The 14,476-nt window shown below is 61.3% G+C and carries 16 protein-coding genes; 8 read left to right on the top strand and 8 right to left on the bottom strand.

Annotated elements, in window-relative coordinates:
* Positions 1-11: 11 nt before the first annotated feature.
* The 4 genes from K0H48_RS17295 to K0H48_RS17280 all read right to left on the bottom strand — a co-directional run bounded on the left by K0H48_RS17295 (position 12) and on the right by K0H48_RS17280 (position 3,572).
* The gene (locus K0H48_RS17295; RefSeq protein ID WP_219268406.1) at positions 12-1,172 is read right to left on the bottom strand and encodes an acyl-CoA dehydrogenase family protein; all 1,161 of its coding nucleotides are present in this window, start codon (positions 1,170-1,172) and stop codon (positions 12-14) included.
* Positions 1,173-1,191: 19 nt separating this feature from the next.
* Positions 1,192-1,983, bottom strand: coding sequence for an enoyl-CoA hydratase/isomerase family protein (locus K0H48_RS17290; RefSeq protein WP_219268405.1), 792 nt, complete (start codon positions 1,981-1,983; stop codon positions 1,192-1,194).
* Between the two features lie 150 nt (positions 1,984-2,133).
* Entirely contained in the window at positions 2,134-2,772 is a 639-nt protein-coding gene (gene betI / locus K0H48_RS17285) for a transcriptional regulator BetI (RefSeq protein ID WP_219268404.1), read from the bottom strand.
* A 41-nt stretch (positions 2,773-2,813) separates the two neighbouring features.
* The gene (locus tag K0H48_RS17280; protein WP_219268403.1) at positions 2,814-3,572 is read right to left on the bottom strand and encodes a class II aldolase/adducin family protein; all 759 of its coding nucleotides are present in this window, start codon (positions 3,570-3,572) and stop codon (positions 2,814-2,816) included.
* 132 nt (positions 3,573-3,704) lie between these two features.
* Here K0H48_RS17280 and K0H48_RS17275 point away from each other — a divergent pair, with 132 nt between their 5' ends.
* The 4 genes from K0H48_RS17275 to K0H48_RS17260 all read left to right on the top strand — a co-directional run bounded on the left by K0H48_RS17275 (position 3,705) and on the right by K0H48_RS17260 (position 7,364).
* Entirely contained in the window at positions 3,705-5,660 is a 1,956-nt protein-coding gene (locus tag K0H48_RS17275; RefSeq protein WP_219268402.1) for an FAD-dependent oxidoreductase, read from the top strand.
* Positions 5,648-6,226, top strand: a complete 579-nt coding sequence (locus K0H48_RS17270; RefSeq protein WP_219268401.1) for a cupin domain-containing protein — start codon at positions 5,648-5,650, stop codon at positions 6,224-6,226. The genes K0H48_RS17275 and K0H48_RS17270 overlap by 13 nt, the downstream gene beginning before the upstream one ends.
* Positions 6,227-6,348: 122 nt before the next feature.
* Positions 6,349-6,549, top strand: a complete 201-nt coding sequence (locus K0H48_RS17265; RefSeq protein WP_219268400.1) for a hypothetical protein — start codon at positions 6,349-6,351, stop codon at positions 6,547-6,549.
* Positions 6,537-7,364 carry a hypothetical protein gene (locus tag K0H48_RS17260; RefSeq protein WP_219268399.1) on the top strand — a complete coding sequence of 276 codons (828 nt, stop codon included), beginning with the start codon at positions 6,537-6,539 and terminating at the stop codon, positions 7,362-7,364. Before K0H48_RS17265 ends, K0H48_RS17260 begins: the two co-directional genes overlap by 13 nt.
* 15 nt (positions 7,365-7,379) lie before the next feature.
* On the opposite strand, the gene K0H48_RS17255 is transcribed toward K0H48_RS17260, so the two are convergent.
* The 3 genes from K0H48_RS17255 to K0H48_RS17245 form a co-directional block, all read right to left on the bottom strand.
* Positions 7,380-8,147 carry an outer membrane protein gene (locus tag K0H48_RS17255; protein ID WP_219268398.1) on the bottom strand — a complete coding sequence of 256 codons (768 nt, stop codon included), beginning with the start codon at positions 8,145-8,147 and terminating at the stop codon, positions 7,380-7,382.
* Positions 8,148-8,272: 125 nt separating this feature from the next.
* Positions 8,273-8,824 carry a DUF3455 domain-containing protein gene (locus K0H48_RS17250; protein ID WP_219268397.1) on the bottom strand — a complete coding sequence of 184 codons (552 nt, stop codon included), beginning with the start codon at positions 8,822-8,824 and terminating at the stop codon, positions 8,273-8,275.
* Positions 8,825-8,983: 159 nt separating this feature from the next.
* Positions 8,984-9,682 (bottom strand): hypothetical protein, encoded by a 699-nt coding sequence (locus K0H48_RS17245; protein ID WP_219268396.1) that lies wholly within the window; start codon positions 9,680-9,682, stop codon positions 8,984-8,986.
* A gap of 273 nt (positions 9,683-9,955) precedes the next feature.
* Here K0H48_RS17245 and K0H48_RS17240 point away from each other — a divergent pair, with 273 nt between their 5' ends.
* The 4 genes from K0H48_RS17240 to K0H48_RS17225 are packed head-to-tail and all read left to right on the top strand — an operon-like array spanning position 9,956 to position 13,960.
* A complete protein-coding gene (locus tag K0H48_RS17240; RefSeq protein WP_219268395.1) occupies positions 9,956-10,804 on the top strand; it encodes a hypothetical protein in 849 nt (282 codons plus the stop codon).
* A 30-nt stretch (positions 10,805-10,834) separates the two neighbouring features.
* Complete coding sequence (locus tag K0H48_RS17235; RefSeq protein WP_219268394.1) at positions 10,835-11,713, top strand: DUF3365 domain-containing protein; 879 nt, start codon at positions 10,835-10,837, stop codon at positions 11,711-11,713.
* A gap of 10 nt (positions 11,714-11,723) precedes the next feature.
* On the top strand, positions 11,724-13,148 hold the full coding sequence (locus tag K0H48_RS17230; protein WP_219268393.1) for a serine/threonine-protein kinase: 1,425 nt from the start codon (positions 11,724-11,726) through the stop codon (positions 13,146-13,148).
* Positions 13,145-13,960, top strand: a complete 816-nt coding sequence (locus K0H48_RS17225; protein WP_219268392.1) for a PP2C family serine/threonine-protein phosphatase — start codon at positions 13,145-13,147, stop codon at positions 13,958-13,960. Before K0H48_RS17230 ends, K0H48_RS17225 begins: the two co-directional genes overlap by 4 nt.
* A gap of 6 nt (positions 13,961-13,966) precedes the next feature.
* Here the strand turns inward: K0H48_RS17225 and K0H48_RS17220 are convergent, their stop codons facing one another.
* Positions 13,967-14,362 carry a carboxymuconolactone decarboxylase family protein gene (locus K0H48_RS17220; RefSeq protein ID WP_058420656.1) on the bottom strand — a complete coding sequence of 132 codons (396 nt, stop codon included), beginning with the start codon at positions 14,360-14,362 and terminating at the stop codon, positions 13,967-13,969.
* Positions 14,363-14,476 lie beyond the last annotated feature (114 nt).

Genomic DNA, 14,476 nt, shown 5'->3' with positions numbered 1-14,476 from the left:
CTCCGCGCCGATCAGCGCAACAACGGCCGCAACAGTTCACGGGCAATAATGTGCCGCTGGATTTCCGAGGTGCCTTCCCAGATCCGTTCGATCCGCGCGTTACGCCAGATGCGTTCCACCGGCCCTTCATCCATCAAGCCCATGCCGCCGAAGATCTGCACGGCTTCATCGGCCACCTTGCCCAGGGTTTCACTGGCAAACAGCTTGGCCATGCCGGCCTCGCCGTCGGTCATGCTGCCCTGGTCCATCTTCCAGGCGGTGTGCAGGGTCAAAAGCTCGGCGGCGCGAATCTGCGTGGCCATGTCGGCCAGCTTGAAACTCACGCCCTGATAGGTGCCGATGGGCTGGCCGAACTGCTTGCGGTCCGCCGCCCATTGCAGCGATACATCCAGCGCACGCTGGGCCTGGCCGACGCAGTTGGCAGCAACCATCACCCGGCCAGCGGTAAGCCAGGCGTTGGCGACTTCCCAACCCTTACCGACTTCGCCGAGCACTTTGGAGGCGGGCACGCGGCAGTCATCGAAGAACATTTCATAGGTGTGATAACCGCGGTTGCTCACACACTTGGGGCCACGGCGGATGGTCATGCCGGGCGTGCCGCGATCGACCAGGAATGAGGTCACCGCATTGCGCTGGCGGCCGTTGTGTTCGTAGGTGTCGGTCACGGCAAACACGATGGCAAAATCGGCGTGGCCAGCGTGGCTGATAAAATGCTTGCTGCCGTTGATGACGAAGTCATCGCCACTGCGCACGGCACGGGTCTTGATCGCATTGGCATCGGAGCCGGCGCCGGGTTCGGTCAGCGCAAAACAGTCGATTTTCTTGCCTTGCACGCACGGCAACAGGTAGTCCTCGACCTGCGCGCCGGTGCAGGCCATGAGGATCTTCGACGGGCGCGCGACAAACACATGCAGCGCCCACGACACTTTGGACAGCTCACGCTCGATCAGCGCCTGGGACAGGTAATCCAGGCCACCACCGCCCGCCTCTTCGGGCATGTTGAAGGCATAGAAGCCGGCCGCGACAGCCTTGTCGCGAATCTGCGCGGCAAGCTCGGGCGAGACCGCGTCGGCACGGTCCACCGCGTCCTCATGGGGCAGCAATTCCCTGGCAACAAAACTGCGTACGGCGTCCACCAACATGTCTTGTTCTTGGCTGAGTTGGAAATTCATGGCGCTACCTGTGGGGGGCTTATTGACCGGAGAAAACCGGCAGGCGTTTTTCCATCGAGGCGCGCAGCGCTTCGGCGCCGTCATCGCTGCGCCCGCACAACAGCCCGGCAGCCAGTTCAGCCTCAAGCTGTTCAGGCAGGCTGCGCCCGGCGCCTTCGCGGATCAGGGTTTTGGTTTGGGCGAAAGCGAAGGTCGGGCCGTTGGCCAGGCGCATGGCCAGCTCGCTTGCGTGGGCATGTAGTTGCGCATCGGCGACCACTTCGCCCACCAGCCCGGCGGCCAGTGCGCGCTCGGCGCTCCACAGCTCATCGAGGAACAGCAGGCGCTTGGCGTGCTCGCTGCCGATCAAGCGTGGCAAGTGCCAACTGGCGCCAGCGTCCGGCGAATACGCCATGCTGGTGTAGCCGGCCTTGAAGCGCGCCGATTGGGCGGCGATGCGCAGGTCGCAGCACAGGCTAAGGTCCATGCCCGCGCCGACGGCGGTGCCGTTGATCGCAGCAATCGTAGGTTTGTCGAGGGTGTGCAGGCGGGTCATCAGGGCGTGGGCGGTTTCGGTCCAGCCGTAGGTTTCCAGCGCGCCACGGGACTCGGCGTCGGCCCACTCAGCCAGGTCGGCACCGGCGCAGAAACTGCGGCCGCTGCCGGTGAGCACCACCACGCGCACGCTGGGGTCGGTGTTGAACGCGTCGAGCACGGCATGCAGGTGTTTGAGGGTCGGGATGTCGAGTGCATTGCGCTGTGGGCCACGGTTGAGCGTGATCCAGGCAACGCCAGCTTGCACCTCAGTGAGCACGGGCGAATCGGTAGTCATGGCTTCCTCGAATTATTTTAATTGGCGTGAGGGGTGCGACATGGCCAGATACTAAACGAGTGTTCAGCAAGGAGGCAATCGGCAAACTGCAAATATTTTCAGGGCGAAAAAAAAAGCCCGAATAGAGCGTTCAGGCGCTGAAGGGAAGGTTCAGGCTTTGAGCTGATAGCGCGCGCGACCGCCGCTTTGCAGGCCGTCGACCCAGGCTTCGCAGATCTGGATGCCCTGCTGCGGCGTGAACGTGCCGGGGTTGAGCCCCGACTCCAGCCACAAGCCATCGAGCAACGCGCTCAAGCCGATGGCGGCCAAATCAGCATCGAATTGCTCCCAGCCTTCCTCCTTGGCCATGTCCGTCAACGCCGAACGCATGATGGTGCGGTACTCGCCATAGGAATGCTCGTGGGCCTGGTTGATCGCCGGCGCGGTCTTGACCGCGCCCCAGAACACCAGCCAGGCGTCCAGCAGTTGCGGGTCGAGCAGTTCCGCCGAAAAGGAGCCTCGAAACAGCGCCGACAAACGCTCACGCGGCTGCGGCGACGCCTTGGCCATGGTCTCGCGCAACAGGCTCATGACCTGGGCGGTGATGGTGCGATAGGCCTCGGCCACCAGCTCATCCTTGCCCGAATAGTGATGGCTGATCAGCCCGACCGACACCCCGGCCTCGGCGCTGATCTTGCGGATCGAAGCGCCCTGGAAGCCATCGCGCTTGAGACACGTCAGCGTCGCCTGGACCAGGTTGGCCTTGCGCAATTGCGGCTCCATGCGGGAGAAACGCGATTCCTGGGTCATGGGGCGGTGTCCTTCGGTTGAGTCGGCTGCACGACTCTACCTCAGTCGCGGTAGCCGGGCGACACCCGATCCAGCATCCGCAGTAACGCCGCCCATGCCAGTTGCATGGCATTCACATCGGTCAGCTCGCCCGCCTCCAACGCTCGGTTGGGGTTATTGAATTGCTGCTCGGTGTAGGCGCAGACCTCAGCCGGCGGCAGGATCAACTCGCCGCAGGCCTGGGCGGCGATCTGAATATCGCAGGCCTTGTCCAGGTAATACATGCGTAGAAACGCCTCGCTGACCGTTGCGCCCACCGTCAGCAAACCGTGGTTGCGCAGCATCAGCACCGGCTTGTCGCCAAGGTCCTGCACCAACCGGCGTTGCTCGTCCAGGTCCAGGGCGACGCCTTCGTAGTCGTGGTAGGCCACCTTGCCGTAGAACTCCATCGAGATCTGGTTGACCGGCAACAAACCGCACGCCAGCGCCGCCACCGCACAGCCGGCGCGGGTGTGGGTATGCAGCACGCACTGGGCGTCTTCGCGAGCGCCATGGATGGCGCTGTGAATAACAAAACCGGCCGGGTTGACGGGATAAGGAGAGGGTTCGACCGCCTGCCCGTCCAGGCCGATCTTGACCAGGTTGGAGGCGCTGATTTCATCGAACATCAGCCCATAAGGGTTGATCAGAAAGTGATGTTCCGGCCCGGGAATACGCACCGAAATATGCGTGAAGATCAGATCGCTCATGCGGTAGTGCGCGATCAATCGATAGCAGGCCGCGAGTTCTTCGCGCAGTTGCTGCTCGGTGGAGTGAGTCATTTTTATTCTCCAGGCACTGGGTTGGTGAGGGCGACGCTAAGCCAGTCACCAGTAAAAAAACAAGTTGATTTTTTACTGGCGCTCCCCTCTTACTAGAAAAATAACAATAACAGCGCCTGGAGTATCCGCACCATGTCGCCACCTGCCTTCGCGCACCTGTTCGAGCCCTTGGTACTGCGCGGCAAGCGCCTGAAAAACCGCATCATGTCCAGCGGGCATGACACCTCGATGCCGACTGACAACCGGGTCAATGCGCAGTTGATCGCCTATCACCGTGCGCGCGCCGAAGGCGGTGTGGGGCTGATTGTGCTGCAGGTGGCGGGCGTGCATGACAGCGCGCGGTACACCTCCCACGTGCTAATGGCCACCGACGACGAATGCATCGACGGCTATCGCGAGCTGGCCGATGTTTGCCATGCCCAGGACACCCTGGTGCTGTCGCAAATCTTCCATCCGGGGCGCGAGATCATGGAGTCGGCAGACGGGTTGCTGGCGGTGGCGTACTCAGCGTCGGCGATGCCCAATGAGCGGTTCCGAGTAATGCCACGGGCGCTTGACCCGGCGATGATCGATGAGATCGTCAGCGGTTACGCGGCGGCGGCCAGGCGCTTGCATCAGGCGGGAATTGATGGCGTGGAAGTGGTCGCCAGCCACGGCTACCTGCCTGCACAGTTTCTCAACCCGCGGGTTAACCGGCGCACCGATGACTACAACGGTACGCTTGATCAGCGCCTGAGGTTCCTGCGGGAAATTATTGCCGCCGTGCGGGCCGCGACCGACGCGCACTTCATCATCGGCCTGCGCATTTCTGCCGATGAGCGCGACAGCGAAGGCCTCACCGAAAGCGAATCCCTTGAGGCGGTAAAAAGCCTGCAAGGGCAGTTGGACTATGTGCATATCGTTGCCGGCACCTCGGCGTCCACCGGCGGCGCGGTGCATATCGTGCCGCCCATGGCCATCGCCGCCGCGTACCTGGCCGATGCAGCTGCGACGTTCAAGGCCAGCCTGTCGATTCCACTGTTCGTCACCGGGCGGATCAACCAGCCCCAGGAAGCCGAGTTGATCCTGGCGCGCGGCCAGGCCGATGTGTGCGGCATGACCCGCGCACTGATCTGCGACCCGCTGATGCCGGCCAAGACCCTCGAAGGCCGCGCCGACGATGTACGTGCGTGCATCGCCTGCAATCAGGCGTGTATCGGGCACTTTCACAAAGGCTTGCCGATCTCCTGCATCCAGCACCCGGAGACGGGGCGCGAGCTGCACTTCGGTAAGCGGCAACCGACGTTGAAGCGCCGCCGCATCATGGTGGTCGGCGGTGGCCCGGCCGGTATGAAAGCCGCTGCCGTGGCGGCGCAACGCGGTCACGACGTGACCCTGTTTGAAGCCAGCGCACAGCTGGGCGGGCAAGTGTTATTGGCGCAGTTGCTGCCACGGCGCAGCGAGTTCGGCGGCGCCAGCACCAACCTGCAACGGGAGATGACGCTGGCAGGCGTGCGCGTGATGCGCAATACCCGTGTCGACCGCGCCCTGGTGGTGCAGGAGCAACCCGACCACGTGATCATCGCCACCGGCGCCGAACCCTACTGGCCGGCGTTCGAGCGCGGTGGCGAGCTGCAAGTAGTCGATGCCTGGCAGGTGTTGCGCGAACAGGTCACCTTGGGGCGCTCGGTGGTGGTGGTCGACTGGCGCTGCGACTGGATCGGCCCCGGCATCGCCGAGCGTCTGGTGCGCGCCGGCCATCACGTACAACTGGCGGTCAATGGCACGCACTGCGGGGAAAACCTGCCGCTGTATGTGCGTGATCAACTGGCGGGCGAGCTGCACCGCCTGGGCATTCCCATCATCCCTTATGCCCGCCTCTATGGCTGCGACGACAGCACGGTTTACCTGCAACACAGCGCCAGCGGCGAACCGATGCTGCTGGAGAATATCGACAGCCTGGTGTTGTGCCAGGGCCACCAGTCGGTGGACACTCTGGGCGCGGAGCTGGCGGGGCTGGTGCCCTTTGAGCGCATCGGCGACTGCCTGGCGCCGCGCACCGCCGAAGAGGCGATCTACGAAGGGCTCAAGGTAGCGTGGAAACTTTGAACGACGAACCGCAGCCACTGTTCCTCGGTACGCGCATTCGCGGCCTGCGCAAGGCGCGCGGCCTGACGCTGACCGAACTGGCGCAACTGAGTGAACTGACCGCCGGCTATCTCAGCCAGTTGGAGCGCAACCTGGCGTACCCATCGATCCCGGCGCTGTTCAATATCGCCCGCAGCCTGGGCGTGACTATCCAGTGGTTTTTCGCCAGCGAGGCCGCCCCTGCCCCGGAGGATGAAGGCTATGTGGTACGCAAAAACAATCGTCAAAGCATTCGTTATGAAGATGGCATCGTCGACCAGCTGCTGACGCCGTTGCCCAACCATCAACTTGAGATGCTGCACTCATGCTTTCCACCCGGCACCTACAGCCAGCAAAGCTACAGCCATGAAGGCGAAGAAGCAGGCTATGTGTTGAGCGGCACGTTTGAGCTGTGGGTCGGTGAGCGGCATTTCCTGCTGGCTGCAGGTGACAGTTTCAGCTTTGCCAGCAGCGAGCCGCACCGGTATGGCAACCCGGGCAAGGTGACTACAGAGGTGATCTGGGTGATTACACCGCCGACATTTTAGACCGCTGGCGCAAATGCAGACGTTTCCTACAGGAACCGACGACAGTGGCGCGGCTTGCCATCAGTGGTGAGGCGCCGAACCGCTTGCTATAAAAATGGCTACTTCTTTTCGAGGTTGTCGCCATGTCTTTATTGCACTTGTTGTTTGGCAAACCCACTCAAGATGATTGGGACCGAGTCAGGGACGTCAAATCCCGTAAAACCTGGAAGGTCGTACGTGGAGGCATTGGCCTGGACATCGATGAGGTTATCGCCTCAGAGGGTTACAAGGATGCGGTGCGCCAGGTACAAAAAATGGAGTCAGACGATTCATGGGCCTGCTGATCATTGTGCCGTTACTGGTCAGCGGTTATCTGGTCTGCCTCAGGCACCCGTTTTTCTACTTGCGATTGCACCGGTTCCAGGGGCAGTTGCTCTACCTGCAGGTAGCAAGGCTCGGAATGGTCTGCCTGACCGTCGCTACAATCCTGAGTGCAGCCCTGCTGACGCTATCAAAGCAAACTGTTTTTATCGCCGGGCATGAAGTCGCGATGGACTACAGCCAACACCTGGGTGCGTTATTGGTACAGCTCGACATTGCCAATGAGAAGAACCGCACGCTTTGGGTTTTTCTGTTACAGGCGGGCATCACCGCGTTGATGATTCCCTTCTTCTGGGCAAAGCTTTATGTGCGCACAAAGAAGAAAATGCTCAAGCTGCAAACCGACGAGCAGCTCTATGACACACTCTCGCTGGGCGTTCTTGAGGGCACACCGTTCAGGTTTTTATTGAGGGAATCCATCGTCCAGTGCGTTCCGTGCATGTTCAGCTTGAGCGACAGGAAGGTCTATGTCGGGATTGTAGTATTCGCCGGAACACCCACGGAGTCCGAAGGCGTCGATCATGGGTTCACCCTGGTGCCCATACTCAGCGGTTACCGCGACAAGGACACATTGGAGGTCACGTTCAGCACCCATTACACGACCAGAGACCGGCCCCTGCCCATCATGCTGATTCAGGAACACGTCGTATCAGCCACTCGCTTTGACTTCACCACATGGACCCGTTCCCAGTCCCGCAGAAGCCGAAAGGCGCAGCAGGGGCAGTGCCATCACCACCGCACTGTGCGCCCGATCAAAGCCTCACGCATCTGCGCATGAGGCCACATAACAGCGTCAATCAAACTTCCAGTTCAACCCCACACGCAGCATCTGCCCGTCGTTCTTGAACTTGGAGTCATACCCGGTGCCCGCGCCGCCGCTGCCTGGAATCACTGCCACGTTCAGCTTGTCCTGGCCCAGGTCGTAGTACAGGTACTCGGTCTTGAACGACAGGTTTTTGGTAAGCGACTGTTCGATACCCGCGCCCACGGTGTAACCCATTTTGAAGTGGCTTTGATCGCCGCTGAACTGGGTATTACCAGTGGGGCCGAACATGTCGACGCTCTGGCTGGTTTCACCGTAGGCCAGACCGGCAGTGCCGTAGATCAGGGTATGATCGAATGCATACCCGAAGCGCCCACGCAGGGTGCCCAGGTACTTGATCTTCGATTCGAATTTATTGTTCAGCGCCAGGTGGGTATTAAGTTGCGAGGTGCCGATATTGCGGCTGTCGTTCAGGTCGGTGTGGGAGATATCGGCCTCGACACCGGCGACCCATTGGCCGAATTGGTAGTTGTAACCAATCTGCGCACCGCCGAGCAGGCCATTGCGGTCCAGGCCAACCCGGCCAGGGCGTGCACCACCGTTGATGTTGGCGATGTTGGGTGCAGCCTGGCCTTTGGTGTTGACATCACCATCGCCACCAAAGCCGTAGCCGGCACTCAAACCGCCGTAGAAACCAGTCCAGTCGGTAGGGCCTTCGGACGCATAGGCATCTGCCGCCTGGGCAGCAGACGACGCCACAACGGTAAGTGCGGTAACTGCGAGTAAACGAGTGATCATGTAATAGCTCCTATGATTTTGGGGGTGTTACAGACACGGCGTTGCCGCACGCCGATAGCCATCGGCGCGAGACAAACAGGCAAATAAGGGGGTGTTACAGCCGAGCCGAATGGCTCGGGCTAAGGCTATTGGCCGAGAAAACGGTAATCGGCACTGTAAGGTTCGAGGTGTAGTTGCCCGGCCTGTTCGCAGCCGCCACTGAATACACCGCCCAGGGTATGCAGACGCTCTACCGCGACCACCTGTGTTAAGTCGCCAGTGCCTTGGTGCGCCGTCACGTCGAGGCGCAGCAGTGGGATATCTTTCGCGCTGGCCCCCGGCACCTGGGCGATAACCTTGCCCATGACCGCGCTGCGGTCATTCAGTTGCCAGGTAGGCCCGGCGAAATGGCGGCCTACGGTCTTGCCGTTGATCATCAACGTCGCCAGCGGCTCGCGAAACTGCCAGCTCAATTGGCCGTTGCTGTCCTTGGCGCAGGTGTAGATCTGCACGCCCGTGGCCTGTACCGTCATCAGAATGTTTGTTGCCGCCCCCGCAGCCGGTTCAGGCAAGTCCTGGGCCTGAGCGCGCTGTGCGTCGGCTGCGCAGATCACCAGCACAATCAGACCGATCACCTGCAGTAGCAGCAGCGCCAGGCGATTGCGGCGCGCCTCTGTTTCAGGGTCGGAATTACTCATTTTGCGCCTGCCGAGAGGAGAGTCGAGAAGGGTCGGGTTAATCATCTAAAAAAGTCCGTCAGTGGTCGAACAGGGCTGGTTATCAGCGTCTGCAGGATGAACAACCAACCCGAAGTGTTTATTCCCGACTATTTTTCAAGTCGGGTAAAAACACTGGGTTTACCAGACTTCAACCTTGAGTTGCGCACGTTGGCTGGCCGGCATTGGCAGCGCTTTGCCGCTGTGCACCACACCATGGCGCGGTGACTCGCGCTTGAGGTTCGGCACCGGTATGCGCCCACCGCCACGCACGGTTTGCGCACCGTTCATTTGGAACTTGCCGTAGGCAAAGTTCAGCCCCACACCGTTCTGGCGCTGGAAATAAATCCACCAGCGCCCTTCCTCGAACTTCATAAACGCAAAGCCCCGTGGGTAGGCATCCTCGCCATAATCGTCGAAGGTCATGGCCGTGGCGAAACCCAACCCGTGCCCATCAAACCGGCTGAGGTACTCCTTGTTCAGGTAGTCACTGCCGCCCTGCACGTGGAATACCCGGTAGGTGGTGTCGTCGATATGGTCGATCAGGATTGAGCAGCCACTGAAGTCCGGGGTAAACACATACCCGGTCGCGCCGGGGTTGGCCGGGATATCGCAAAAACTGCCCTGTGGCACCCAGTGCCCCATCAGGGGGCGCTCGACCTTGCCGTGTTCACCCGGCTTGTCCAAGGTGGCCAGGCGATAGCCGCCGGCCTTGTGATCGTTGACGTCGAACACGTTCAGGCCGGCCACTAATCCTGAGGGGATACGCTTGGCGGTCATGAAATTCTGTTGCAGGAAGGTCTTGGTCGACGAAAACGCGTTCATGCATTGGGTAGTCATAAAGGCTCCAGGCAGATGGAAGATGTAGACGCAACGCCAATCCCTGCAAACGCCATTCGAATCACGGGAAACCATGAGAAGAACACCCCTGCCCGCGGCTTTATTCCATGATTTCGCTTAATCGAATTCGGCGTTTTCCATGCAGAGAATTGTCTTCTTCCTACGCCCATTCAGCCGTTAGCCTTCGGCCCTGCGATGCCTTGCGCACGCACGAACACCGGCTGTAACCACAGCATCGGTGCCTGACCCCAGTGCTCGACAGATGGCGCCCACGTGAAGAAACTTTCGATAGCTCTATTGCTCGCCAGCCTGTTCCAGTTACCGCTGGTATTGGCTGCGACCACCAACATCGCCGTGATCGCCTACGCGGAAAAACCGCTGAAGCTGATTCGCGCCACCACGCTGTACACGGTGGGGCCAGGCACGCGGCTGCAAGGCGGTGACATCCTGCAAACTGGCGCCGCCGGGATTCAGATCGAAGGTCTTAATGCGGCAACCCTGGCACTGGGGCCAGACACGCGCATCCTTATCGCCACCAACAGCAAGGCTGCGCAGATCAACCTGCTAAATGGCTGGCTGAAACTGCAACCGGTCGCCGGCAACATCCACGCCAACCTTGCGGTGACCACCGGCGCCCTGACCTTCACCTTGACCAACAGCGCCAGCGTGATTCACGTGGGCAAGCGCCAGACCGAAATCTTTGTCGAAGACGGCAGCCAAGTCGTCAGTGAAATCGATAACCACGGCAAGGCTGATCGCAACGTCACCTTGGGCCACGAAGACTTCGCCCAGCGCGAAGGCGACGCCCCACTGAAGATCGTCGCGCGCCCCGAACAAGCGTTTATCGACGCCCTGCCCCCGCAGTTTCTCGACCCATTGGTGCCACTGGGCAAGAAAACACCCAAGGCCCAGGAGCCGAAGAAAGAGCGTGAGGTTAATTACGATGACATCGCGCCCTGGGTGGTCAGCCCGCTCAACCTCAGCCAGCAGATGCTTGCCAGCCGCTTTGCCCCGCGCCTGAACGACCCGGCGTTCCTGCAGGCGGTGAAAACCAACCGTGGCGGCGTGCTGGCATGGGAACTGGAACTGCTGCGCCTGGAACGGCGCAAAAATGCGCACTGATCCTCATCACGCTGTTGCCTGAAGGTTCTTATGAAATTGTCGCTCGCGGTTAAATTCAACGTGGTGTTCCTGGCGGTGTTTATCGTCGGTTTTATTGCCACCAGCTTGTCCACCAATTACATGCTGCAACAGAGCGCGCGCCGGGAAACCCTGGAGACCGCGCGCATGTTGATGCGCTCGGCGTCAGCGGCCAGCACCTACACTGCCGAGCAGATTGTGCCGTTGCTGGAGAACCGCCTGAAATTCCAGTTCCTGCCCCAGTCGGTGCCGGACTTCGCCGCCATTTCGCACCTGCAGGAATTGCTCAAGTCCTACCCGGACTACGCCTACAAGGAAGCCACGCTCAACCCGACCAACCCGCGCGACCTGGCCGATGACTGGGAAAAATCCCTGATAAACACCCTGCGCAGCCAACCGCAAAGTGCGGAGATGGTCGGTGAGCGCAGCGACGACAAGGGCGCATCGCTGTACATCGCACGGCCGATCCAGATCAAGGACGGAGCCTGCCTGGCGTGCCATAGCACCCCGGATACGGCGCCGAAAACCATGGTCGACATCTATGGTGCGGTGAACGGGTTTGGCTGGAAACTCAACGACACCATTGGCGCGCAGCTGGTCACGGTGCCGCTCGATCTGCCGTTGCAACGCGCCAGGAGTTTACTGCACAGCTATATGCTGTCGATGCTGGGCATTTTCGCGGTGTTGTTCGTGGCCTTGAACGTGGCCGTGCACCTGTTTGTCACCCGGCGCCTGCGGCAAATGTCGGCGCTGGCCGACCGCGTCAGCCTGGGAGAAACCGATGTGCCGCAGATGGATATCAGCGGCAAGGATGAATTGGCGCGCCTGGGTCAATCCTTCGGTCGTATGCGCACCAGCCTGGTCAGCGCCATGAAGATGCTTGAGGAATAGGTCCGCGATCATGCTTGAACAACTGGGTAAGTACCGCATCGACAGCGTGCTGGGCAAAGGCGCCATGGGCACGGTGTACAAGGCATTCGACCCGAATATCGCGCGTACCGTGGCGCTCAAGACCATCCGCAAGGAGCTGTTTGGCGACAGCCAGCACGCCGAATTGGTCAGCCGCTTCAAGAACGAAGCCCAGGCCGCCGGCCGGCTGATGCATCCCAATATCGTCGGTGTGTACGACTACGGCGAAGACGAAGGCTCGGCCTACATCGCCATGGAGTTCGTCGAAGGCACGCCGCTCAATACCGTGCTCGCGGCGCAGACACCGCGTGACCTGAACCACAGCCTCGGTTGGATGCGCCAATTGTTGTCGGCGCTCGACTATGCGCATTCCAAAGGGGTGGTACACCGCGATATCAAGCCGGCCAATTTGCTGATCACCGCCGAAGGCCAGGTCAAGGTCACCGATTTTGGTGTAGCCCGCCTCGACTCGTCGACCCTCACCCAGACCGGTTCGATGATCGGCACGCCCAGCTACATGTCGCCGGAGCAATTCTGCGGTGAATTGATCGACGGCCGTTCCGACGTGTTCTCCGCCGGCATCGTGCTTTATCAACTGTTGACGGGCGAGCGCCCGTTCTCGGGCTCCGCGACCATGGTCATGCAACAGATCCTCAACCAGACGCCGGTGGCGCCGTCGAGCCTGAACCTGGCGCTCGACCCGGCACTCGATGCCGTGATCGTGCGCGCCCTGGCCAAGCGCCCGGCCGAACGCTACCCGTCGGCCCAAGCGTTTCTCGATGATCTGGAGGCCTTGCTCGGCACCACCACCGGCACCTGGATCAACGCCGAGATCGACGACGACCGCACCGTACTGATGCGCCCGAACCAGCCGCTGAGCAGTGGCGTCAATCACTTGCCAACCGCCCCGGGCGTGATGACCGAGGCGGTGGAAACCCTGACGCCCTGGAAGCTGGCGGTGATGCCTGAACTGGAGTCGTTGCTGTCCCATCAGATAGGGCCACTGGCACGTTTTCTGGTGCGCAAGAGCCTGACTGGCGCCGATGACTTCGACGCGATTTGCGCGGCGCTGTTGCCGCATATTCCTTCCGAACGCGGTCGGGAACAGTTCGCCAGCGCCAGCCAGTCATTGTTCCAGCGCCTCAACCCGCGCACAGCCGCGCCCCTCGCCGAACCTACGGCCATCGAGCCGCCCACCGCGGTGACTGAAGTCACACCGGCACAGGTCGACACGCAATTGGCGCAACTGGCCGAGCGCCGCCTGGCCGTGTTGATCGGCCCTATCGCCCGCATCGTGGTCAGCCGCGCCCTGCGCGCCACCGCCCAGCACCCGCCGTTCCTGCACCTGCTGGCTGCGCATATCGAGAGCGAGGCCCAGCGCCTGGCATTCCTCCAAAGCTTTGAGCCCTTGCCATGACCGACTCCCCACTCAGCGCCTGCGGGCCCTATTGCCTGGCCTCGGCGGTTGCCTACGGGATCAGTGATGTGGGTTCGGTGCGCCAGAGTAATGAAGACAATTTCCTCGTGGAACCTGCTCTCGGGCTGCTGGCCGTGGCCGATGGCATGGGCGGTCACGAGGCCGGTGCACTGGCCAGTGCGCAAGCGCTGATCAGTCTGCGCCAGGTCCTTAGGGCTTCTGGCGCCGTGCCTTCAGGCATCGACAGCGACCCGGACGCCACCTGGTCGGACCCGACCATGCAAGCCGCTGGCAGGCTGTACACGGCCATCGACCATGTGAACCAGTGCGTCTACCAGCAGAATGTGGCGCGCCATATGAGTGAAGGCAGTGGCATGGGCACCACCCTCACCGGTGTGTGGCGCCCGCAACCCGATGGGCCGCTGCTGGTGTTTCATGTGGGCGACAGCCGTTTGTACCGCTATCGCGACGGCGAACTGAGCCTGCTGACCCGCGACCAGACCTGGTACCAGCAAGCCCTCGAAGCCGGCAAGGTCGACCGGCTGCCGGCGCGCAACCTGCTGCTGCAAGCCATTGGCCCAGGGCCTAAGGTGGAGCCGCAAGTGCGTGTGCAACCGGCACAGCCGGGCGACCTGCTGATGCTGTGCAGCGATGGCCTGCACGGTTGCGTGCCACACCTGGAGATGGTTCAGGTGCTGAGCCTGGCCCGCCGCGACACGCTGGATACCGCGTGCCAACGGCTGGTGGGCCTCACCCGCGAGTACGCCGGGCGCGATAACGTCACTGTGCTGCTGGCCTGGTTCGACCGCTGAGCGTGTTCACGGCCACTTGAACATATCATCCACCGGCACGCGGTAGCCGGTGGCCAGGCGGTTGGTCTCGTTGGCCATGCCGACCACAGCCTGCAGCTCACCAAACATCTCATCGGTCATGCCGGCCTTGCGTGCGGCGGCGGTGTGGGAAGCAATGCAGTACGGGCAATTGTTGGTCACACTGACCGCCACATAGAGCAGCTCCTTGGTCAACGGGTCGAGTGCTCCCGGTGCCATGATTTCCTTGAGGCTTTCCCAGGTGCGGCGCAACGTCGGCGGGTGGGCGGCCAGGCATTTCCAGAAGTTGTTCACCTGATCGACCTTGCGTGTTTGCATGATGTCGTCGTAAACCGCACGCACTTCAGGGCTGGCGTCGGCGTATTCGGTGAGGTGTTGGGTCATGGTCATTCCAAGGCTGGCATAGAGCACTCTGGAATACCGCGCCGCGCCTATTGTTGGCAAGTGAAGCCTGTAAGCGAGCACCGCATGCTCGACATTCCCTTTATCCATCATGCA

Origin of the sequence: Pseudomonas sp. Xaverov 259 (genome assembly GCF_019352915.1) — a bacterium.
Lineage (GTDB): Bacteria > Pseudomonadota > Gammaproteobacteria > Pseudomonadales > Pseudomonadaceae > Aquipseudomonas.
Note: the sequence above shows the minus strand (reverse complement) of the source record. Positions and strands in the feature narration are given on the sequence as shown.

What these genes read in the sequence shown, in the direction of transcription:
- K0H48_RS17295 (WP_219268406.1), bottom strand. Translation starts at nt 1,172, where the DNA reads ATGAATTTCCAACTCAGCCAAGAACAAGACATGTTGGTGGACGCCGTA.
- K0H48_RS17290 (WP_219268405.1), bottom strand. Translation starts at nt 1,983, where the DNA reads ATGACTACCGATTCGCCCGTGCTCACTGAGGTGCAAGCTGGCGTTGCC.
- betI (WP_219268404.1), bottom strand. Translation starts at nt 2,772, where the DNA reads ATGACCCAGGAATCGCGTTTCTCCCGCATGGAGCCGCAATTGCGCAAG.
- K0H48_RS17280 (WP_219268403.1), bottom strand. Translation starts at nt 3,572, where the DNA reads ATGACTCACTCCACCGAGCAGCAACTGCGCGAAGAACTCGCGGCCTGC.
- K0H48_RS17275 (WP_219268402.1), top strand. Translation starts at nt 3,705, where the DNA reads ATGTCGCCACCTGCCTTCGCGCACCTGTTCGAGCCCTTGGTACTGCGC.
- K0H48_RS17265 (WP_219268400.1), top strand. Translation starts at nt 6,349, where the DNA reads ATGTCTTTATTGCACTTGTTGTTTGGCAAACCCACTCAAGATGATTGG.
- K0H48_RS17260 (WP_219268399.1), top strand. Translation starts at nt 6,537, where the DNA reads ATGGGCCTGCTGATCATTGTGCCGTTACTGGTCAGCGGTTATCTGGTC.
- K0H48_RS17255 (WP_219268398.1), bottom strand. Translation starts at nt 8,147, where the DNA reads ATGATCACTCGTTTACTCGCAGTTACCGCACTTACCGTTGTGGCGTCG.
- K0H48_RS17250 (WP_219268397.1), bottom strand. Translation starts at nt 8,824, where the DNA reads ATGAGTAATTCCGACCCTGAAACAGAGGCGCGCCGCAATCGCCTGGCG.
- K0H48_RS17245 (WP_219268396.1), bottom strand. Translation starts at nt 9,682, where the DNA reads ATGACTACCCAATGCATGAACGCGTTTTCGTCGACCAAGACCTTCCTG.
- K0H48_RS17235 (WP_219268394.1), top strand. Translation starts at nt 10,835, where the DNA reads ATGAAATTGTCGCTCGCGGTTAAATTCAACGTGGTGTTCCTGGCGGTG.
- K0H48_RS17230 (WP_219268393.1), top strand. Translation starts at nt 11,724, where the DNA reads ATGCTTGAACAACTGGGTAAGTACCGCATCGACAGCGTGCTGGGCAAA.
- K0H48_RS17225 (WP_219268392.1), top strand. Translation starts at nt 13,145, where the DNA reads ATGACCGACTCCCCACTCAGCGCCTGCGGGCCCTATTGCCTGGCCTCG.
- K0H48_RS17220 (WP_058420656.1), bottom strand. Translation starts at nt 14,362, where the DNA reads ATGACCCAACACCTCACCGAATACGCCGACGCCAGCCCTGAAGTGCGT.